This is a genomic window from Mycobacterium paraseoulense (assembly GCF_010731655.1).
In the GTDB taxonomy this organism is placed as follows: domain Bacteria; phylum Actinomycetota; class Actinomycetes; order Mycobacteriales; family Mycobacteriaceae; genus Mycobacterium; species Mycobacterium paraseoulense.
On the sequence record NZ_AP022619.1, the window covers coordinates 5,746,006 to 5,764,140 of the forward strand.

Annotated in this window: 16 protein-coding genes and 2 tRNA genes; 12 read left to right on the forward strand and 6 right to left on the reverse strand. The window is 67.8% G+C overall.

The window, feature by feature from the left end:
• Window positions 1–8: 8 nt before the first annotated feature.
• Window positions 9–1,520, forward strand: coding sequence for an Asp-tRNA(Asn)/Glu-tRNA(Gln) amidotransferase subunit GatB (gatB, locus tag G6N51_RS26950; RefSeq protein ID WP_083174065.1), 1,512 nt, complete (start codon window positions 9–11; stop codon window positions 1,518–1,520).
• Between the two features lie 16 nt (window positions 1,521–1,536).
• On the opposite strand, the gene G6N51_RS26955 is transcribed toward gatB, so the two are convergent.
• Window positions 1,537–2,658 (reverse strand): PQQ-dependent sugar dehydrogenase, encoded by a 1,122-nt coding sequence (locus tag G6N51_RS26955; RefSeq protein WP_083174064.1) that lies wholly within the window; start codon window positions 2,656–2,658, stop codon window positions 1,537–1,539.
• 261 nt (window positions 2,659–2,919) lie between these two features.
• Between G6N51_RS26955 and G6N51_RS26960 the strand changes: the two genes are divergently transcribed.
• Window positions 2,920–3,780, forward strand: coding sequence for a DoxX family protein (locus G6N51_RS26960; protein WP_083174063.1), 861 nt, complete (start codon window positions 2,920–2,922; stop codon window positions 3,778–3,780).
• Window positions 3,781–3,783: 3 nt separating this feature from the next.
• Here G6N51_RS26960 and G6N51_RS26965 read toward each other — a convergent pair whose 3' ends face one another.
• Window positions 3,784–4,140, reverse strand: coding sequence for a PH domain-containing protein (locus tag G6N51_RS26965; protein WP_083174062.1), 357 nt, complete (start codon window positions 4,138–4,140; stop codon window positions 3,784–3,786).
• A 375-nt stretch (window positions 4,141–4,515) separates the two neighbouring features.
• Here G6N51_RS26965 and G6N51_RS26970 point away from each other — a divergent pair, with 375 nt between their 5' ends.
• The 3 genes from G6N51_RS26970 to ilvC are packed head-to-tail and all read left to right on the forward strand — an operon-like array spanning window position 4,516 to window position 7,871.
• On the forward strand, window positions 4,516–6,318 hold the full coding sequence (locus G6N51_RS26970) for an acetolactate synthase large subunit (protein WP_232078593.1): 1,803 nt from the start codon (window positions 4,516–4,518) through the stop codon (window positions 6,316–6,318).
• Window positions 6,318–6,818 (forward strand): acetolactate synthase small subunit, encoded by a 501-nt coding sequence (gene ilvN / locus G6N51_RS26975; protein ID WP_083174060.1) that lies wholly within the window; start codon window positions 6,318–6,320, stop codon window positions 6,816–6,818. Before G6N51_RS26970 ends, ilvN begins: the two co-directional genes overlap by 1 nt.
• A gap of 51 nt (window positions 6,819–6,869) precedes the next feature.
• Window positions 6,870–7,871, forward strand: coding sequence for a ketol-acid reductoisomerase (gene ilvC, locus G6N51_RS26980; RefSeq protein WP_083174059.1), 1,002 nt, complete (start codon window positions 6,870–6,872; stop codon window positions 7,869–7,871).
• Between the two features lie 12 nt (window positions 7,872–7,883).
• Here the strand turns inward: ilvC and wrbA are convergent, their stop codons facing one another.
• Window positions 7,884–8,483 carry an NAD(P)H:quinone oxidoreductase gene (gene wrbA / locus G6N51_RS26985; protein ID WP_083174058.1) on the reverse strand — a complete coding sequence of 200 codons (600 nt, stop codon included), beginning with the start codon at window positions 8,481–8,483 and terminating at the stop codon, window positions 7,884–7,886.
• A gap of 109 nt (window positions 8,484–8,592) precedes the next feature.
• On the opposite strand from wrbA, the gene serA reads away from it, so the two are divergent.
• Together serA and G6N51_RS26995 are read left to right on the forward strand one after the other, a co-directional pair.
• Window positions 8,593–10,179: a phosphoglycerate dehydrogenase gene (serA, locus tag G6N51_RS26990; protein WP_083174057.1), complete on the forward strand. Its 1,587-nt coding sequence runs from the start codon at window positions 8,593–8,595 to the stop codon at window positions 10,177–10,179.
• 73 nt (window positions 10,180–10,252) lie between these two features.
• Window positions 10,253–11,263: a 3-isopropylmalate dehydrogenase gene (locus G6N51_RS26995; protein WP_083174056.1), complete on the forward strand. Its 1,011-nt coding sequence runs from the start codon at window positions 10,253–10,255 to the stop codon at window positions 11,261–11,263.
• On the opposite strand, the gene G6N51_RS27000 is transcribed toward G6N51_RS26995, so the two are convergent.
• Window positions 11,163–12,467 (reverse strand): MFS transporter, encoded by a 1,305-nt coding sequence (locus G6N51_RS27000; protein WP_083174055.1) that lies wholly within the window; start codon window positions 12,465–12,467, stop codon window positions 11,163–11,165. The two genes, G6N51_RS26995 and G6N51_RS27000, sit on opposite strands and share 101 nt — an antisense overlap.
• A gap of 204 nt (window positions 12,468–12,671) precedes the next feature.
• Here G6N51_RS27000 and G6N51_RS27005 point away from each other — a divergent pair, with 204 nt between their 5' ends.
• The 4 genes from G6N51_RS27005 to G6N51_RS27020 all read left to right on the forward strand — a co-directional run bounded on the left by G6N51_RS27005 (window position 12,672) and on the right by G6N51_RS27020 (window position 15,299).
• Window positions 12,672–13,469, forward strand: a complete 798-nt coding sequence (locus G6N51_RS27005; RefSeq protein WP_083174054.1) for a fumarylacetoacetate hydrolase family protein — start codon at window positions 12,672–12,674, stop codon at window positions 13,467–13,469.
• On the forward strand, window positions 13,466–14,935 hold the full coding sequence (gene gltX, locus G6N51_RS27010) for a glutamate--tRNA ligase (RefSeq protein ID WP_083174053.1): 1,470 nt from the start codon (window positions 13,466–13,468) through the stop codon (window positions 14,933–14,935). The genes G6N51_RS27005 and gltX overlap by 4 nt, the downstream gene beginning before the upstream one ends.
• Window positions 14,936–15,081: 146 nt before the next feature.
• Window positions 15,082–15,153 (forward strand) — tRNA-Gln (locus G6N51_RS27015).
• Window positions 15,154–15,226: 73 nt separating this feature from the next.
• Window positions 15,227–15,299 (forward strand) — tRNA-Glu (locus G6N51_RS27020).
• Window positions 15,300–15,307: 8 nt separating this feature from the next.
• Here the strand turns inward: G6N51_RS27020 and G6N51_RS27025 are convergent.
• Together G6N51_RS27025 and G6N51_RS27030 are read right to left on the reverse strand one after the other, a co-directional pair.
• On the reverse strand, window positions 15,308–15,820 hold the full coding sequence (locus G6N51_RS27025; protein ID WP_083174052.1) for a PPOX class F420-dependent oxidoreductase: 513 nt from the start codon (window positions 15,818–15,820) through the stop codon (window positions 15,308–15,310).
• Window positions 15,821–15,890: 70 nt separating this feature from the next.
• Window positions 15,891–16,592: an IclR family transcriptional regulator gene (locus G6N51_RS27030; RefSeq protein ID WP_083174051.1), complete on the reverse strand. Its 702-nt coding sequence runs from the start codon at window positions 16,590–16,592 to the stop codon at window positions 15,891–15,893.
• An 88-nt stretch (window positions 16,593–16,680) separates the two neighbouring features.
• On the opposite strand from G6N51_RS27030, the gene leuC reads away from it, so the two are divergent.
• Window positions 16,681–18,111 (forward strand): 3-isopropylmalate dehydratase large subunit, encoded by a 1,431-nt coding sequence (gene leuC, locus G6N51_RS27035; protein ID WP_083174050.1) that lies wholly within the window; start codon window positions 16,681–16,683, stop codon window positions 18,109–18,111.
• Window positions 18,112–18,135 lie beyond the last annotated feature (24 nt).

Below are 18,135 nucleotides of genomic sequence, written 5' to 3' on the forward strand. Positions count from 1 at the left end.
TCGACGGCATGAGTGTTGCTGCCAGCGCCGATCTCATGGACTACGACGACGTCATCGCGCGCTTCGACCCGGTACTGGGCCTCGAGGTACACGTCGAACTGTCGACCGTCACCAAGATGTTCTGCGGCTGCTCCACCGCCTTCGGCGCCGAACCCAACACCCAGGTATGCCCCGTGTGCCTCGGGTTGCCCGGTTCGCTGCCGGTTCTCAACCGCACGGCGGTCGAGTCGGCCATCCGGATCGGGCTGGCGCTGAACTGCGAGATCGTGCCCTGGTGCCGGTTCGCCCGGAAGAACTACTTCTACCCGGACATGCCGAAGAACTATCAGATATCCCAGTACGACGAGCCGATCGCCATCAACGGGTACCTGGACGCGCCGCTGGAAGACGGCACCACCTGGCGGGTCGAGGTCGAGCGCGCGCACATGGAGGAGGACACCGGCAAGCTGACCCACCTGGGGAGCGAGACCGGCCGCATCCACGGCGCGACGACGTCGCTGCTCGACTACAACCGCGCCGGCGTGCCGTTGATCGAGATCGTGACCAAGCCGATCGTGGGTGCTGGCGCCCGCGCACCGCAGATCGCTCGCGCCTATGTCACGGCATTGCGAGACCTGTTGCGCGCCTTGGGTGTATCCGATGTACGGATGGACCAGGGTTCGATGCGTTGCGATTCCAACGTGTCGCTGATGCCGACGGGAACGACCGAGTTCGGGACGCGCACCGAGACCAAGAACGTCAACTCGCTGAAGAGCGTCGAGGTCGCCGTGCGCTACGAAATGCAGCGGCAGGGAGCGGTCCTGGCGTCCGGTGGACGAATTATCCAGGAGACCAGACACTTTCACGAGGCGGGGTATACGAGCCCGGGTCGGGCCAAGGAGACCGCCCAGGACTACCGCTATTTCCCCGAGCCCGACCTGGAACCGGTCGCGCCCAGCCGTGAACTGGTCGAGCAGCTGCGCCAGACCATCCCGGAGCTACCGTGGCTGAGCCGCAAGCGGATTCAGCAGGAGTGGGGTGTTTCCGACGAGGTGATGCGCGACCTGGTCAACGCCGGCGCGGTGGAACTGGTCATCGAGACCGTCAAGCACGGCGCGGCCAGCGAGTCGGCGCGCGCCTGGTGGGGCAACTTCTTGGTGCAGAAGGCCAACGAGGCGAACGTCGGACTGGACGAACTGGCCATCAGCCCGGCACAGGTGGCCGCGGTGATCGCGCTGGTCGACGAGGGGAAGCTCTCCAACAAGCTGGCCCGCCAGGTCGTGGAGGGGGTGCTGGCCGGCGAGGGCGAGCCCGAGCAGGTGATGGCGTCCCGCGGCCTCGAGCTGGTGCGCGACGATTCGGTGACCCAGGCCGCGGTCGACGAGGCGCTGGCCGCCAATCCCGATGTGGCGGAGAAGATCCGGGGCGGCAAGGTGGCCGCGGCGGGCGCGATCGTCGGCGCGGTGATGAAGGCGACGCGAGGGCAGGCCGATGCCGCCCGGGTGCGCGAGCTGGTTTTGGCGGCCTGCGGCCAGAGTTGACGAAGACCGGCTTCCGCTAGGTCTTGTCGTCGTTGTTGCGCGGGAACCCGCCGCCCTGCGGGAAGAGCGGGAACACGACGTCGTCCAGCTTCTCGGCGTCCCCGGCGGTCTTGTTGACGGTTGCGCCCCAGACGTTTCCGTCCGGCGACATCCGCAGCGCCCAGGCGTGGGCGTGCGTGTCCTTGCGGACCACGTCGGGTTCACCGGTGACCGCACCCGTCGCCGGCGCCAGCCGCACGGCGACCGTCAGTTTGGTGTTGATCAGGTTGACCAGGACGGTCCCGTCCATTGCGGCACAGCCGGCCACGCCGGGCTTGTCCGGCCAGGTCCACACCGTGGAGACCTCCGAGGTCTTGGTGATGCGCTGCAATCGATCCGCGGTCGGCGTGCGGTCGGCGACGTAGAGCGAGCCGTCCACGGGGTCGATGCACAGGCCGCCGCCCGAGCCGACTCCCGACAGCGCCGTCGTCGGCGGCGCCTGACCGATGGTGGTCGGCTGCTCGATGCGAAGGACCTTGCCCGCCAGCGATTTGGGGTCGGCGGCCGACGCGGGGTTGCCCGCGTCGCCGGTCATCACGACCAGCGTGGTGGGGCTGGTGAAGATCAACGCGCCGGTGTTTCCGGTGGCGCCTTTGGGGATGCCGGTGAGGATGTCCTTGGGGATGTCGCCGTCGGCCACCCGGATCACCCGGTTGTCGGTCGGCGTGCTGATGTAGGCGTACATCAGCCGGTCCTGCGTGTAGGTCGGCGACAGCACGATGTCCATCAAACCGCCGTCCCCGGACGGGTCGACCGGGATGACCGTCTTCACCTTCGGCTCGGCGCTGACCGAGATCTCCTTGACCGCGCCGGTGGTCCGCTCGGCGACCAGCGCGGTTTTGCTGTCCGGCCCCATGATCAGTCCGCTGGTGCTCTCGAGGCAGCCCTGCATCACCCCGGGAGCCGGGCACGCCTTGGGGAATGGCGTGGGCGGCAACGGCGGCGGCGGGGGAGGCGTCGAGCTGGGCTGGGGCTTGAGTTCCGGATTGGTGGTGAAGGGCTGCGACTGGGCGTCGTTGAACCGCGCGCACCCGCTCGCGACCAGCACCACCGCGCAAAGCGCGGCGAAGCCGCACCGAACCGAGTGCCGTAGTCGCATGACCGACAGGCTACGGACAGAGCGGCCGCCCCCGCCACACGCATGCGCCCGCCCGCCGGGTGCGGCACCATCGGAACACCTTTCGCGTCGGCGCGCGCCGCCTCGGGGGGCCGGAATTCCGCCGTTGGGGACTCGCCGAACCCGCGAGCAAGGTAGTTTCGGGTCAATCTGGGCCCATTTGACGGGCAAACCACCGATTGCCTGGCGAAAAGCGCCGTTCAAATCCCAAATTCAGCGCGAAATGCCCTTACCCTGACACCCGTGACCAGTCAATCGAATGACGGACATTGGCAGCGCCCGGGCGAATCCCCGGAACCGACCCCGGGACGTCCCGCCACGGCGCGCGTGGTCGACCCCGAAGATGACTTGACGCCCGTCGGTTACCCCGGCGACTTCAACCCCTCCACCGGAACCACCACCGTCATCCCCTACATGGGCGACCACGCCGCAGCGGGCGGTGCCAGTGCGACGGGTTACCACGTGCTCGATCAGCAGGAGCCCCTGCCGTATGTGCAGCCGCAGCCCGCGCGGCACGCGGCCGTCGAGCCCGCCGAGATCGACGCCGACGACCACCACGGCCGGCTGCACGAGGTCGGGCGGCGCGGAACCCAGCATCTGGGTTTGCTGGTTCTGCGCGTCGGCCTCGGAGTTGTGCTGGCCGCGCACGGACTGCAGAAGCTGTTCGGCTGGTGGGGCGGCTCCGGAGTCGGTGGGTTCAAGAACTCACTGTCCGACGTCGGCTACCAGCACGCCGACATCCTCGCCTACGTCAGCGCCGGCGGCGAGCTCGTCGCGGGTGTGCTCCTGGTGCTGGGGCTGTTCACCCCGGTGGCCGCGGCCGGCGCCCTGGCGTTTCTGATCAACGGCATGCTGGCCACCATCACCGCCCGGCCGCATCCCCACACCTTCACGTACTTCCTGCCGGACGGGCACGAATACCAAATCACCCTGATCCTCCTGGCCGTCGCGGTCATCCTCTGTGGGCCCGGCCGCTACGGTCTCGACGCGCGGCGGGGCTGGGCCCATCGGCCCTTCATCGGGTCGTTCGTCGCGCTGCTGGCCGGCATCGCCGCGGGGATCGCGGTGTGGGTGCTGCTCAACGGCGTCAACCCGATCGCCTGACCCTCACTGATAGGGGTTGGGGACCCGCCCGGAGCTCGCCTCGGTCAGCTGCGGCAGCGTCGCGAACGTCACCGCGGGCAAGCGCAACTCCGCGCCGCTCTTGAGGTGAGCGCGGGCCCAGGAACCCCGGTGGAAGCGGAGCCCGTCGATGTCGTCCCATTCCACCGTCCGGCTGCCCAGCAGTGTCCGGACGGTCACCCCGCGATCGTCGGCGACGGTGCGTAGGCGGACGATCAATGCCGACAGCAGCACGGGAACGACCAGCAGCGGCGCCGACGGCGGCCACAGCATCACCGGTATCAGCAACCCCAGGGTGAAGAATGCGACGGCCAGGTGAGCGATCGGGGAGACCTTGATCACGACGGGTGTGTCCGAAGACGAACCGGTAGCCACCCGACCATCATTTCACCCGGCCTGGGCGAGGGGATCCCCGAGACCACGGGGGGCCGGATTTGACTGCTGAGCTGTGCGAAGGCTACCGTCGGACGTTATGGATACCGCCGGACAGCCCGGGATGCTCGTAGTAATTAGTCGGCGCGTTGGTGCCTGACTAGCCTCTCGGCATTTGAAGCTATCCAGACCAACGCGCAACCCTCGTGCAGCAGATGAGCTGTCGGGGGTTTTTTGTTGCCCCAGCGAGACTCCCAGAGTGAATAAGGAACAAAGACCTTGAGCGCACCCACCAGGCAGCACGCCACACAGCCGCAGCGTGCCGCCGACGTCGCCTCCGACGCGATCAAGCCGGCCGCGAAATCCTCGACCGCCAAGCCGAAACGCGTTGGGCCCGAGAAGCTTACCGGTGCCCAGTCGGTGATCCGGTCGCTGGAGGAGCTCGATGTCGAGGTCATCTTCGGTATCCCCGGCGGCGCCGTGTTGCCGGTTTACGACCCGCTGTTCGACTCGAAAAAGCTTCGCCACGTGCTGGTTCGGCACGAGCAGGGCGCCGGACACGCGGCCAGCGGCTACGCCCACGCCACCGGAAAGGTGGGTGTGTGCATGGCGACGTCGGGTCCCGGCGCCACCAATCTCGTCACACCGCTGGCCGACGCCCAGATGGACTCGGTGCCCGTCGTCGCCATCACCGGCCAGGTCGGTCGCACGCTGATCGGCACCGACGCCTTCCAGGAAGCCGACATCTCGGGCATCACGATGCCGATCACCAAGCACAACTTCCTGGTTCGCTCGGGCGACGAGATCCCGCAGGTGCTTGCCGAGGCCTTCCACATCGCCGCCTCGGGTCGTCCCGGTGCGGTGCTCGTCGACATCCCCAAAGACGTGTTGCAGGGGCAGTGCACGTTCCACTGGCCGCCGCGAATGGACCTGCCCGGTTACAAGCCGAACACCAAACCGCACAACAGGCAGATCCGCGAGGCCGCCAAGCTCATCGCGGACGCCCGCAAACCGGTGCTCTACGTCGGCGGCGGCGTCATCCGTGGCGAGGCGACCGAGCAGCTGCGCGAGCTGGCCGAGCTGACCGGAATCCCCGTCGTCACCACGCTGATGGCGCGCGGCGCGTTCCCCGACAGCCATCGCCAGCACCTGGGCATGCCCGGCATGCACGGCACGGTCGCCGCGGTGGCGGCACTGCAACGCAGCGACCTGCTGATTGCGCTGGGCACCCGCTTCGACGACCGGGTGACCGGGAAACTGGACACCTTCGCGCCGGAGGCCAAGGTCATTCACGCCGACATCGACCCGGCCGAGATCGGCAAGAACCGCCACGCCGACGTGCCGATCGTCGGCGACGTCAAGGCCGTCATCACCGACCTGATCGCGATGCTGCGGCACTACGACATTCCGGGCAACGTCGACATGACCGAATGGTGGGCCTATCTGGACAGCGTTCAGTCGACCTATCCGCTGAGTTACGACCCGCAGAGCGACGGCAGCCTCGGCCCGGAATACGTCATCGAGAAGCTCGGCCAGATCGCCGGCCCGGACGCGGTATACGTCGCCGGGGTGGGCCAGCACCAGATGTGGGCGGCGCAATTCATCTCGTATGAGAACCCGCGCACCTGGATCAATTCCGGCGGGCTGGGCACCATGGGGTTTGCCATCCCCGCGGCGATGGGGGCCAAGATGGCCCGCCCGGACGCCGAGGTGTGGGCTATCGACGGCGACGGCTGCTTTCAGATGACCAACCAGGAGTTGGCCACCTGCGCCATCGAGGGCGTGCCGATCAAGGTTGCGCTGATCAACAACGGCAACCTGGGCATGGTGCGCCAGTGGCAGACGCTGTTCTACGAGGAGCGGTACTCGCAGACCGACCTGGCCACGCATTCGCATCGCATCCCGGACTTCGTGAAGCTGGCGGAGGCGCTGGGGTGCGTCGGAATGCGTTGCGAGCGTGAGGAAGACGTCGAGGACGTGATCAACGCGGCCCGCGCGATCACCGACCGTCCGGTGGTGATCGACTTCATCGTCGGCGCGGACGCGCAGGTATGGCCGATGGTGGCCGCCGGCACCAGCAACGACGAGATTCAGGCCGCCCGCGGGATTCGCCCGCTGTTCGACGACGAGAGCGAAGGGCACGCCTGATGCACACGCACACTTTGTCGGTGCTGGTGGAGGACAAACCCGGTGTGCTCGCCCGCGTGGCGGCGCTGTTCTCCCGGCGCGGTTTCAACATCGAGTCGCTGGCCGTCGGCGCCACCGAGCAAAAGGACATGTCGCGCATGACCATTGTGGTCAGCGCGGAGGAGACCCCGCTCGAGCAGATCACCAAGCAGCTCAACAAGCTGATCAACGTCATCAAGATCGTCGAGCTGGACGACGGGGCAGCGGTGTCGCGAGAGTTGGCGCTGATCAAGGTGCGCGCCGACGCGGGCAGCCGCAGCCAGGTGATCGAAGCGGTGAACCTGTTCCGCGCCAAGGTGATCGACGTGTCGCCGGAGGCGCTGACGATCGAAGCGACCGGCGACCGCGGCAAGATCGAAGCGCTGCTGCGGGTCCTGGAACCGTTCGGCATCCGCGAGATCGTCCAATCGGGAGTGGTGTCGTTGTCCCGCGGTCCGCGCGGCATCACCACGGCCAAGTAAGTTTCAGCTGCAACACGAAGGAGATGAGAAGTGCCATCCGAGGCATTAGAGATGTTCTACGACGACGACGCAGACCTGTCGATCATCCAGGGCCGCAAGGTCGGCGTGATCGGTTACGGCAGCCAGGGCCACGCGCACTCGCTGAGCCTGCGCGACTCCGGCGTGCAGGTGCGCGTCGGCCTGCAGGAGGGTTCGAAGTCGCGGGCCAAGGTCGAAGAGCAGGGCCTGGAGGTCGACACCCCCGCCGAGGTGGCCAAGTGGGCCGACGTGATCATGTTGTTGGCGCCCGACACCGCGCAGGCGGACATCTTCAAGAACGACATCGAGCCCAACCTCAAGCCCGGTGACGCACTGTTCTTCGGGCACGGACTCAACATCCACTTCGGACTCATCAAGCCGCCCGCCGACGTCACGGTCGCGATGGTCGCCCCGAAGGGCCCCGGCCACCTGGTGCGCCGCCAGTTCGTCGATGGCAAGGGCGTGCCCTGCCTGATCGCGGTGGATCAGGACCCGACCGGCAACGGTGAGGCGCTGGCGCTCTCCTACGCCAAGGGCATCGGCGGCACCCGCGCCGGCGTCATCAAGACCACCTTCAAGGACGAGACCGAGACCGACCTGTTCGGTGAGCAGGCCGTGTTGTGCGGTGGCACAGAGGAATTGGTAAAGGCAGGTTTCGACGTCATGGTCGAGGCGGGCTACCCGCCGGAGATGGCGTACTTCGAGGTGCTGCACGAACTCAAGCTCATCGTCGACCTGATGTACGAGGGCGGCATCGCCCGGATGAACTACTCGGTGTCCGACACCGCGGAGTTCGGCGGGTATCTCTCGGGTCCGCGCGTCATCGACGCCGGCACCAAGGAGCGGATGCGGGAGATCCTGCGCGACATCCAGAACGGCGAATTCGTCAAGAAGTTGGTCGCCAACGTCGAGGGCGGCAACAAGGAGCTCGAGCGACTGCGCAAGGAGAACGCCGAGCACCCCATCGAGGTGACCGGCAAGAAGTTGCGCGACCTGATGAGCTGGGTCGACCGACCGATCACCGAGACGGCGTAGCTCGCCCTCGAGTCAAGAACCCAGCCGGTCGGCCGTCAGAACCACGCGGCGGGCCAGGTGATCCAAGGCGTTGCCGGTCACCTCGTCGAACTCGTGGATGTTGTCGTGGGTGGAGACCAGGCTCACCCCGTACGGATTGCCGTCGACGAACTTGCCCGGGTCGGTGTATCCCGGCGGCACGATGATGCCGCCGAAATGCATCAGCGTGATGTAGAGCGACAGCAGCGTGGTCTCCTGGCCGCCGTGCAGGGTGTTGGACGACGTGAAGGCCGCGTAGACCCTGTCCGCGAGCTTGCCTTCGGCCCACAGTCCGCCGAGCGAGTCGAGGAAGGTGCGCAATTGCGCAGCGGGAGAGCCGAAGCGGGTCGGTGAGCCGAAGATCACCGCGTCGGCCCAGACGATGTCCTCGCCCGTCGCCGCCGGAAGGTCCTTGGTCGCTTCGTAATTCGCGGTCCAGGCCGGGTTCTGGGCGAACGATTCGGGGTCGCGGGTTTCGGCGACGTGCCGCAGGCGGACTTCGGCGCCCGCGGACTCGGCCGTGGTGGCGACGCGCTGCGCCATCGCGGTGCCATGACCGGTGGCCGAATAGTAGATGATCGCGAGTTTGGTCACCAGCGCATCGTAGGACCGCGACGAGCCCCCTCCCAAACCTGCGTCGGCGCAGGTTAGCGCAGTGGTGAGCCCGTCAATGGCCGTAGAAGGCAGCCGTTAGGCTGGCCGGGTGAATCTGCCTGTTGTATTGATCGCCGACAAACTCGCCCAATCGACCGTCGCCGCCCTGGGAGACCAGGTCGAAGTGCGCTGGGTCGACGGGCCGGACCGGGAGAAGCTGCTGGCCGCGGTGCCGGAAGCCGACGCGCTGCTGGTGCGCTCGGCCACCACGGTCGACGCCGAGGTGCTGGCGGCCGCCCCCAAGCTGAAGATCGTCGCCCGGGCCGGGGTGGGCCTGGACAACGTCGACGTGGACGCCGCGACCGAGCGCGGCGTGCTGGTGGTGAACGCGCCCACCTCGAACATCCACAGCGCCGCCGAGCACGCGTTGGCGCTGCTGCTGGCCGCCGCCCGGCAGATCCCGGCGGCCGATGCCTCGCTGCGCGAGCACGCCTGGAAGCGCTCGTCGTTCAACGGCACTGAGATCTTCGGCAAGACGGTCGGCGTGGTGGGGCTGGGCCGGATCGGCCAGCTGGTCGCCCAACGGTTGACGGCCTTCGGCACCCATCTCGTCGCCTACGACCCGTATGTCTCGCCCGCCCGGGCCGCCCAGTTGGGCATCGAGCTGCTGCCCCTTGACGACCTCCTCGTCCGCGCCGACTTCATCTCGGTGCACCTGCCCAAGACGCCCGAGACGGCGGGCCTGATCGGCAAGGAGGCGCTGGCCAAGACCAAGCCGGGCGTCATCATCGTCAACGCCGCCCGCGGCGGCCTGGTCGACGAGGCCGCGTTGGCGGAAGCGGTGAGCAGCGGACACGTCCGCGCGGCGGGTATCGACGTCTTCGCCAAGGAGCCGTGCACCGACAGCCCGCTGTTCGAGCTGCCGCAAGTGGTGGTCACGCCGCATCTGGGCGCGTCCACCGCCGAGGCGCAGGACCGCGCGGGCACCGACGTGGCCGAAAGCGTGAAGCTCGCGCTCGCCGGGGAATTCGTTCCCGACGCCGTCAACGTCGGCGGCGGCGTGGTCAACGAAGAGGTGGCGCCCTGGCTGGACCTGGTGCGCAAGCTCGGGGTGCTGGCCGCCTCGTTGTCCGCCGGGCCGCCGGTGTCTTTGTCGGTGCAGGTGCGCGGCGAACTGGCCTCCGAAGACGTTGAGGTGCTGAAGCTTTCGGCCCTGCGCGGCCTGTTCTCGGCGGTGGTCGAGGGCCCGGTGACTTTCGTCAACGCGCCGGCGCTGGCCGAGGAGCGCGGCGTCACCGCCGAGCTCATCACGGCCTCGGAGAGCCCGAACCACCGCAGCGTCGTCGACGTGCGCGCCGTCGCCCCCGACGGCAGCGCCGTGAACGTGGCCGGCACGCTGTCCGGTCCGCAGTTGGTGGAAAAGATCGTTCAGATCAACGGCCGCAATTTCGATCTGCGGGCCCGGGGCACCAACCTGGTGATCAACTACGTCGATGCGCCCGGGGCGCTGGGCAAGATCGGCACCCTGCTCGGTTCGGCGGGCGTGAACATCCAGGCGGCTCAACTGTCCGAGGATGCCGAGGGCCCCGGTGCGACGATCCTGCTGCGCCTGGACCAGGACGTTCCGAGCGAGGTCCGGTCGGCGATCGGTGCCGCGGTAGGCGCCAACAAGCTTGAGGTGGTAGATCTCTCGTGAAGTGCGCCGGCGACGATGCAGTGGGGGCACCACCCGCTTGCGCGGGGCGAAGCGATGAGCAGGAGCGACGCTCATGAAGTTGGCGGTTATCGGCGGCGACGGTATCGGGCCGGAAGTGACGGCCGAGGCGCTCAAAGTCCTTGACGCGGTGTTGCCCGGCGTCGAGAAGACCGATTACGACCTGGGTGCGCGGCGTTTTCACGCCAGCGGTGAGCTGCTGCCGGAAACGGTGCTGGCCGAGCTGCGCCAGCACGACGCCATTCTGCTCGGGGCGATCGGCGACCCGTCGGTACCCAGCGGCGTGCTGGAGCGGGGCCTGTTGCTGCGCCTGCGTTTTGAGCTCGATCACCACGTCAACCTGCGACCGGGGCGGCTGTACCCCGGTGTGAGCAGCCCGCTCGCCGGAAACCCCCACATCGATTTCCTGGTGGTCCGCGAGGGGACCGAAGGCCCCTACACCGGTACCGGCGGCGCGATCCGCGCCGGGACGCCGCACGAGGTGGCGACCGAGGTGAGCCTGAACACCGCCTTCGGCGTGCGCCGCGTGGTGGCCGACGCCTTCGAGCGCGCCCAGCGCCGGCGCAAACACCTGACGCTGGTGCACAAGACCAACGTGCTGACCTTCGCCGGGAAGCTGTGGTCGCGGATCGTGGCCGAAGTCGGGGAGGACTACCCCGACGTCGAGGTCGCGTATCAACACATCGACGCCGCCACCATTTTCATGGTCACCGACCCCGGACGCTTCGACGTGATCGTCACCGACAACCTCTTCGGCGACATCATCACCGACTTGGCGGCGGCGGTGTGTGGCGGAATTGGCTTGGCGGCCAGCGGAAACATCGACGCCACCCGGACCAACCCGTCGATGTTCGAGCCGGTGCACGGCAGCGCGCCGGACATCGCCGGTCAGGGCATCGCCGATCCGACCGCGGCGATCATGTCGGTGTCGTTGTTGCTCGCCCATCTCGGCGAGGACGATGCCGCTAGGCGGGTGGATCGGGCTGTCGAGGCCTACCTGGCAACGCGCGGGAACGAACGGCCCGCCACCAGCGAAGTCGGCGAACGGATTGCCGCCGGGCTGTAGGTTCCAACCCGGGTGGGAGCAACCGCGCCGGCACCATCGGCACCGCGACCGCCGGGAAGAGTCCACACAATATCCACGCGTTGGGGTATTTCGCGGCGGTGATCAGGGCGCCGAACAGCGGCGGCGCGGCGGCCGCCAGCACCCGCTGGGTGGTGTTCTGAATGCCCAGGGCACGCCCGCTCCAGAACGGCCCGGCGAATTCGGTGACGGCCGTGGCCTCCAAACCGTTGTCGAGCATGGCGATCACCGAGATGGCGACCATCAGCGGCGCTTGATACATCGAGTTCAGAAAGTCGGCCCACGACAAGAGGAACAGGGTGACCGCGGCGGCGGCCGCGATGACGCGGACCGGTCGCATTCGCGAGCCGACGCGGTCAGACCAGCGGCCCACGAGGACCCGGCCGATCGCGCCGAGCACCTGCGAAAGGGTGACCAGGCTGCCGGCGGCCGCCACCGACCAGTGCAGATTCCTGATCAGCCACACCAGCATGAACGTGACGGTCACCGTCTGCGGAACCATCATCAGCCCCGCCACCGTGTGAATTCGCCACAGCACCAACGACCCTCGGTACGGGCTGGCGAGTTCGTTGTCGCTGGCCTTCTCCCGCGGCTTGCGGGGCGGGTCGATGATGCCGACCGCGCTCGCCACCGCTCCCAACGCGCACGCCAAGGCCGCGAACTTCAGCCCCGCACCCGGCCCGTGCTCGGCCAGCTCGGGAATCACCAGCGCTCCCACGGCGATTCCGAGGGGCTGCGCGGTTTGCCGGACACCCATGGCCACACCGCGCTGTTGCGGCGGAAACCACGCCGACACCAACCGACCGCTGGCGGTATTGCAACTGGCCGCGGCCATGCCCCCGAGAAACAAATAGACGGCCATCAGCACCATCGAATGCGCCGACGCCGCGGCGTACGCCGCCACTGCGGTGAGCGCCAAACCCGCTGTCATGACCACGCGCTCGCCCACGCGGTCCAGCACGTAACCCCACAGCACCAGCGTGACCACCATGCCCCAGCTGGGCATCGACGACAACAGACCGGCTTCGTCGAGTGGGATGCCGCGCGCCGTTTGTAGCGAGGGAATGAGGAACGCGATGCCGTTGATGAACAGGAACGAACTCGCCGTGGCCACCAGCGATATGCCCATGACGGACCAGCGGGCGCCCGCGCCCAGCGTGCGCGCGGTGGCCGGCCCCGTTCGCATCCCCCATGCTTGCACAGGCCGGTGGAGCCGCTGGTAATACTCGTGCCGCCGCGCCCGGCTTCGCCGCGCTCGCGACCGTCGCGGGGGTTTGGGTGACGGCCCGCCGCGCCCGGCTTCGCCGCGCTCGCGACCGTGAGGGGGTTTGGGTGACGGCCCGCCGCGCCCGGCTTCGCCGCGCTCGCGACCGTCACTAGGCTCAATGGAATGCGCCTTGGTCGAATCGCCAGCCCGGACGGTGTCGCCTTCGTCAGCATCGAGGGCGAACTCGCCGATCCCACCGCGATGGTCGCCCGCGAGATCGCCGAGCATCCCTTCGGCACGCCGAACTTCACCGGCCGTTCCTGGCCGCTGGCCGATGTGCGGCTACTGGCTCCGATACTGGCCAGCAAGGTGGTGTGCATCGGCAAGAACTACGCCGACCACATCGCCGAGATGACCGATCTCACCGGCCCGGCGGCGCCGGACCCGATCATCTTCCTCAAACCCAACACCGCCATCGTCGGCCCGAATGTGCCGATCAGATTGCCCGCCAACGCATCACCCGTGCATTTCGAGGGCGAACTGGCCGCGGTCATCGGCCGGCCCTGCAAGGACGTCTCGGCCGCCCAGGCCGCCGACAGCATCCTCGGCTACACCATCGGAAACGACGTGTCGGCCCGGGACCAACAGAAGTCGGACGGCCAATGGACTCGGGCGAAAGGGCACGACACCTTCTGCCCGGTGGGGCCGTGGATCGTCACCGACGTCGACCCGGCGGACCTCGAGATACGAACCGAGGTCAACGGCGAAGTCAAGCAACACAGCCGTACCTCGCTGATGATCCACGACGTCGGCGCCATCGTCGAATGGATCTCGGCAGTGATGACCCTGCTGCCAGGCGACCTCATCCTCACCGGAACGCCGGCGGGCGTCGGCCCGATCGAGGACGGCGACACCGTGTCCATCACCATCGAAGGGATCGGCACGCTCACCAATCCCGTGGTCCGTAAGGGAAAGTCGTGACAGCCGAAACGAAAGTCCGGGTCCGGTTCTGCCCGTCTCCCACGGGCACCCCGCACGTCGGCATGGTCCGCACCGCGTTGTTCAACTGGGCCTATGCCCGGCACACCGGTGGCACCTTCGTCTTTCGCATCGAGGACACCGACGCCGAACGCGACAGCGAGGAAAGCTATCTGGCGCTGCTCGACGCGCTGCGCTGGCTTGGCCTCGACTGGGACGAGGGGCCCGAGGTCGGCGGACCTTACGGCCCCTACCGGCAGTCGCAGCGCAAGGAGATCTACCGCGACGTCGTCGCCAAGCTGCTCGAAGCGGGCGAGGCCTACTACGCCTTCTCGACCCCGGAAGAGGTTGAGGCGCGCCATATCGCGGCGGGCCGCAACCCCAAACTGGGATACGACAACTTCGACCGGCACCTGACCGACGCCCAGCGCGCCGCATTCCTCGCGGAGGGCCGCAAGCCGGTGGTGCGGCTGCGGATGCCCGACGAAGACCTCGGCTGGAGCGACCTGGTGCGCGGAGCCACCACCTTCGTCGCGGGCTCCGTGCCGGACTTCGCGTTGACCCGCGCCAACGGAGACCCGTTGTACACCTTGGTCAACCCGGTCGATGACGCGTTGATGAGAATCACACACGTGTTGCGCGGCGAGGACCTGCTGCCGTCAACTCCGCGCCAGCTCGCGCTGTACCAGTCGCTGATCCGGGTCGGCGTCGCCGAGCGGGTCCCGGAGTTCGCCCACCTGCCAACGGTATTGGGGGAGGGCACCAAGAAACTCTCCAAGCGCGACCCGCAGTCCAACCTGTTCGCCCACCGCGACCGTGGCTTCATCCCCGAGGGGCTGCTCAATTACCTTGCGCTGCTGGGCTGGGCGATCGCCGACGACCATGACCTGTTCAGTCTCGACGAGATGGTGGCCGCCTTCGACGTGGTCGACGTCAACTCCAACCCGGCTCGGTTCGATCAGAAGAAGGCCGACGCGCTCAACGCCGAGCACATCCGAATGCTCGAATCGGCGGACTTCGCGGGCCGGCTGCGCGACTACCTCGACGCCCACGGACATCGGCTCGGGTTGGATGACGCCGCGTTCGCCACCGCGGCCGACTTGGTCCAGACCCGCATCGTCGTGCTCGCCGACGCGTGGGACCTGCTGAAGTTCCTCAACGACGACGAATACGCGATCGATCCCAAGGCCGCCGCCAAGGAGCTCGGCGCGGACGCGGCCGCGGTGCTGGACGCCGCGCTGGCCGCGCTCGACGGCGTGACCGGCTGGACCACTGCCGATATCGAGTCCGCCCTCAAGGCCGCGCTCATCGACAACCTGGGCCTCAAACCGCGCAAGGCCTTCGGCCCGATCAGGGTTGCCGCCACGGGAACGACGGTCAGCCCGCCGTTGTTCGAATCGCTGGAGCTGTTGGGCCCTGACCGCAGCTTGCTCCGGCTACGGGCCGCACGAGAAACGGTCGCCGGCTAGACCGAGACTCGCGTGCGGATTGTGTGCGCAGTCTTTGGTAGTCTGCACTGCGGCTCACAAAGGCCGGCAACGGCTGGCGGTGGCGGTCCTCCGGGCGGCGTGATGCGGCTCGGGATGACCGTTGACCAGCGGTTTTAGGCAGCCGATGGGGTATGGTGTAATTGGCAACACAGCTGATTCTGGTTCAGCCATTCTAGGTTCGAGTCCTGGTACCCCAGCAAAATCTCGCCACCTCAAGCGATTAGGTGGGCTTCTGACGTGTGAGCTATGCTGACACCTCGGATCGTGTCTGGCCCCGTCGTCTAGCGGCCTAGGACGCCGCCCTCTCACGGCGGTAGCGTGGGTTCGAATCCCATCGGGGCTACAAAACCACTATTGACCGGTTCCCAACGCGGCCGGTGCCGTGGACCCACCCACCGGCATGGCCGGCAAGCCGAGTTTGCGATGGTCCCACGAGCGCGAGCGCCGGGCGACGATGCGCACGCAGACGCGCTTGTTCATCATCTGCTCGACGAAGGGCTTCATCTCGTCGCTGTAGGGACCGGTGTAGCGCTCGAACACGCTGACCCCGACCCGGTGCGAGACGTCGGGATCGTCGACGATCTCCGCGACGCCCTCGAACGACACTCCGCGCAACGTGTCGTAGGTGTCGCCGTCCTCGATCAGGAAGCTCACCCGCGGATCACGTTTGAGGTTGACCGCCTTCTGCGACTTGGCCTTCGTCTCCAGCCAGATTTCACCGTCCACGACGGCGTACCACATCGCGGTCAGATGCGGCTGCCCGTCGGGGCCGATGGTGGCCAGCGTCCCGGTGCGGCTCTTGACGACGAAGTCGGCGATCTCGTCGGGGGACATGACGATGCTCGCGCGCTGATTGGTTCCCATGGCGGTCAGTCTGTCAGGCCACGCCGGAAAGCCGGTGCGCTGGTGGCCGCGAGCTGTTCGCGCGCGACGTTCAGAGCCGGCGGGTGAGCGCTTCGGCCGCGGAGATCAGGTCCGCGGCCCAGCGCGCTCCCGGGCGCCGACCGATCCGGTCGACGGGACCCGACACCGAGATGGCGGCGACGACGGCACCGCGACCGTCGCGCACGGGAACCGACACGCTCGCCACCCCGGGCTCGCGCTCGGCGACGCTTTGTGCCCAGCCGCGGCGCCGCACCTCGGCAAGGGTGCGCTCGGTGAACTTCGCGGTCGGCAACACCGCTTTTTGAGTCGCGGCGTCGCTGTGGGCCAGCAGCACCTTGGCGCCCGAACCCGCCGTCATCGGCAGCCTGGCCCCGACCGGAACCGTATCGCGAAGGCCCGCAGCCGGTTCCAGGGCGGCCACGCAGACCCGTGTGGTGCCCTCGCGGCGGTAGAGCTGCACGCTCTCACCGGTGGTCTCGCGCAACAGGGGCAGCACCCCCGCGCTGGCGGTCAGCAGCGGGTCGTTGACATGGGCGGCGAGCTCGGTGACGGCCGGACCCAGTAGCCAACGCCCCTCGTCGTCGCGGGCCAGCAGGCGATGGACTTCGAGCGCGGCGGCCAGCCGGTAGGCGGTCGCCCTGGGCAATCCGGTTCGCTCGCACAGTTCGGCCAATCCGCAGGGGGATTGGGCGATCGTCTGCAGGACACCCATGGCTTTGTCGAGGACGCCGATGCCGCTATGCTGTCTCACAAGAAGATACTAGCGTCTCGCATTATGAGATCACAGCCCATGGTCTGTCGGCGAGCCGCGCACGAGGCGAATCGAGGCGAGGTTTCAGATGGGATCCGGCAAGCCGCGCACCCTGGCCGAAAAGGTGTGGGACGACCACGTTGTGGATCGCGGGGCGGATGACCCCGAACAAGGCGGGGCGCCCGACCTGATCTACATCGATCTGCATCTGGTGCACGAGGTCACCAGCCCGCAGGCCTTCGACGGGCTGCGCCTGGCGGGCCGGCCGGTGCGACGGCCCGATCTGACGCTGGCCACCGAAGACCACAACGTGCCCACCGTCGACATCGACAAGCCGATCGCCGACCCGGTGTCGCGCATCCAGGTCGAGACGTTGCGCCGGAACTGCGCCGAATTCGGTGTCCGCCTTTATCCGATGGGCGATATCGAGCAGGGCATCGTGCATGTCGTAGGGCCGCAATTGGGTCTCACCCAACCGGGAATGACGATCGTCTGTGGTGATAGTCACACGTCGACGCACGGCGCGTTCGGGGCGCTGGCGATGGGCATCGGCACCTCCGAGGTGGAGCACGTGCTGGCCACCCAGACGCTGCCGCTGCGGCCGTTCAAGACGATGGCGGTCAACGTCGACGGCGAACTGCCCGCCGGCGTGACGGCCAAGGACATCATCCTCGCGTTGATCGCCAAGATCGGCACCGGCGGAGGGCAGGGGCACGTCATCGAATACCGCGGCAGCGCCATCGAATCGCTGTCGATGGAAGGCCGCATGACGATCTGCAACATGAGCATCGAGGCCGGCGCCCGGGCGGGCATGGTAGCCCCGGACGCCACCACCTATGAATTCCTGCGTGACAAGCCGCACGCGCCGCAGGGGGCGCAATGGGACGCGGCGATGCACTATTGGCAGCAGCTGCACACCGACCCCGGCGCCGCCTTCGACACCGAGGTCCACCTCGACGCGACGTCGTTGAGCCCGTTCGTGACGTGGGGAACGAATCCCGGGCAGGGCGTGCCGCTGGCGGCGGCCGTGCCCGACCCGGAGCTGATGAGCGGCGACGCCGAGCGGCAGGCCGCCGAGAAAGCGTTGGCTTACATGGACCTTCGGCCGGGGACTCCGATGCGCGACATCGCGGTCGACACCGTTTTTGTGGGCTCTTGTACCAACGGTCGTATCGAAGACCTGCGGGTGGTCGCCGACGTGCTGCGCGGCCGCAAGCTGGCCCCCGGCATGCGCATGCTCGTGGTCCCCGGGTCCATGCGGGTGCGTGCGCAGGCCGAAGCCGAAGGGCTCGGCGAGGTTTTCACCGCAGCGGGTGCCGAATGGCGACAGGCGGGCTGCTCGATGTGCCTGGGCATGAATCCGGACCAGCTGGCGCCGGGGGAACGGTGCGCGGCGACGTCCAACCGCAACTTCGAAGGGCGCCAGGGGAAAGGCGGCCGCACGCACTTGGTGTCTCCGGCCGTCGCCGCCGCGACCGCAGTTCGCGGCACATTGTCCGCCCCGGCCGATTTGAACTGACGTAATCGAGAAGAACGGACGACC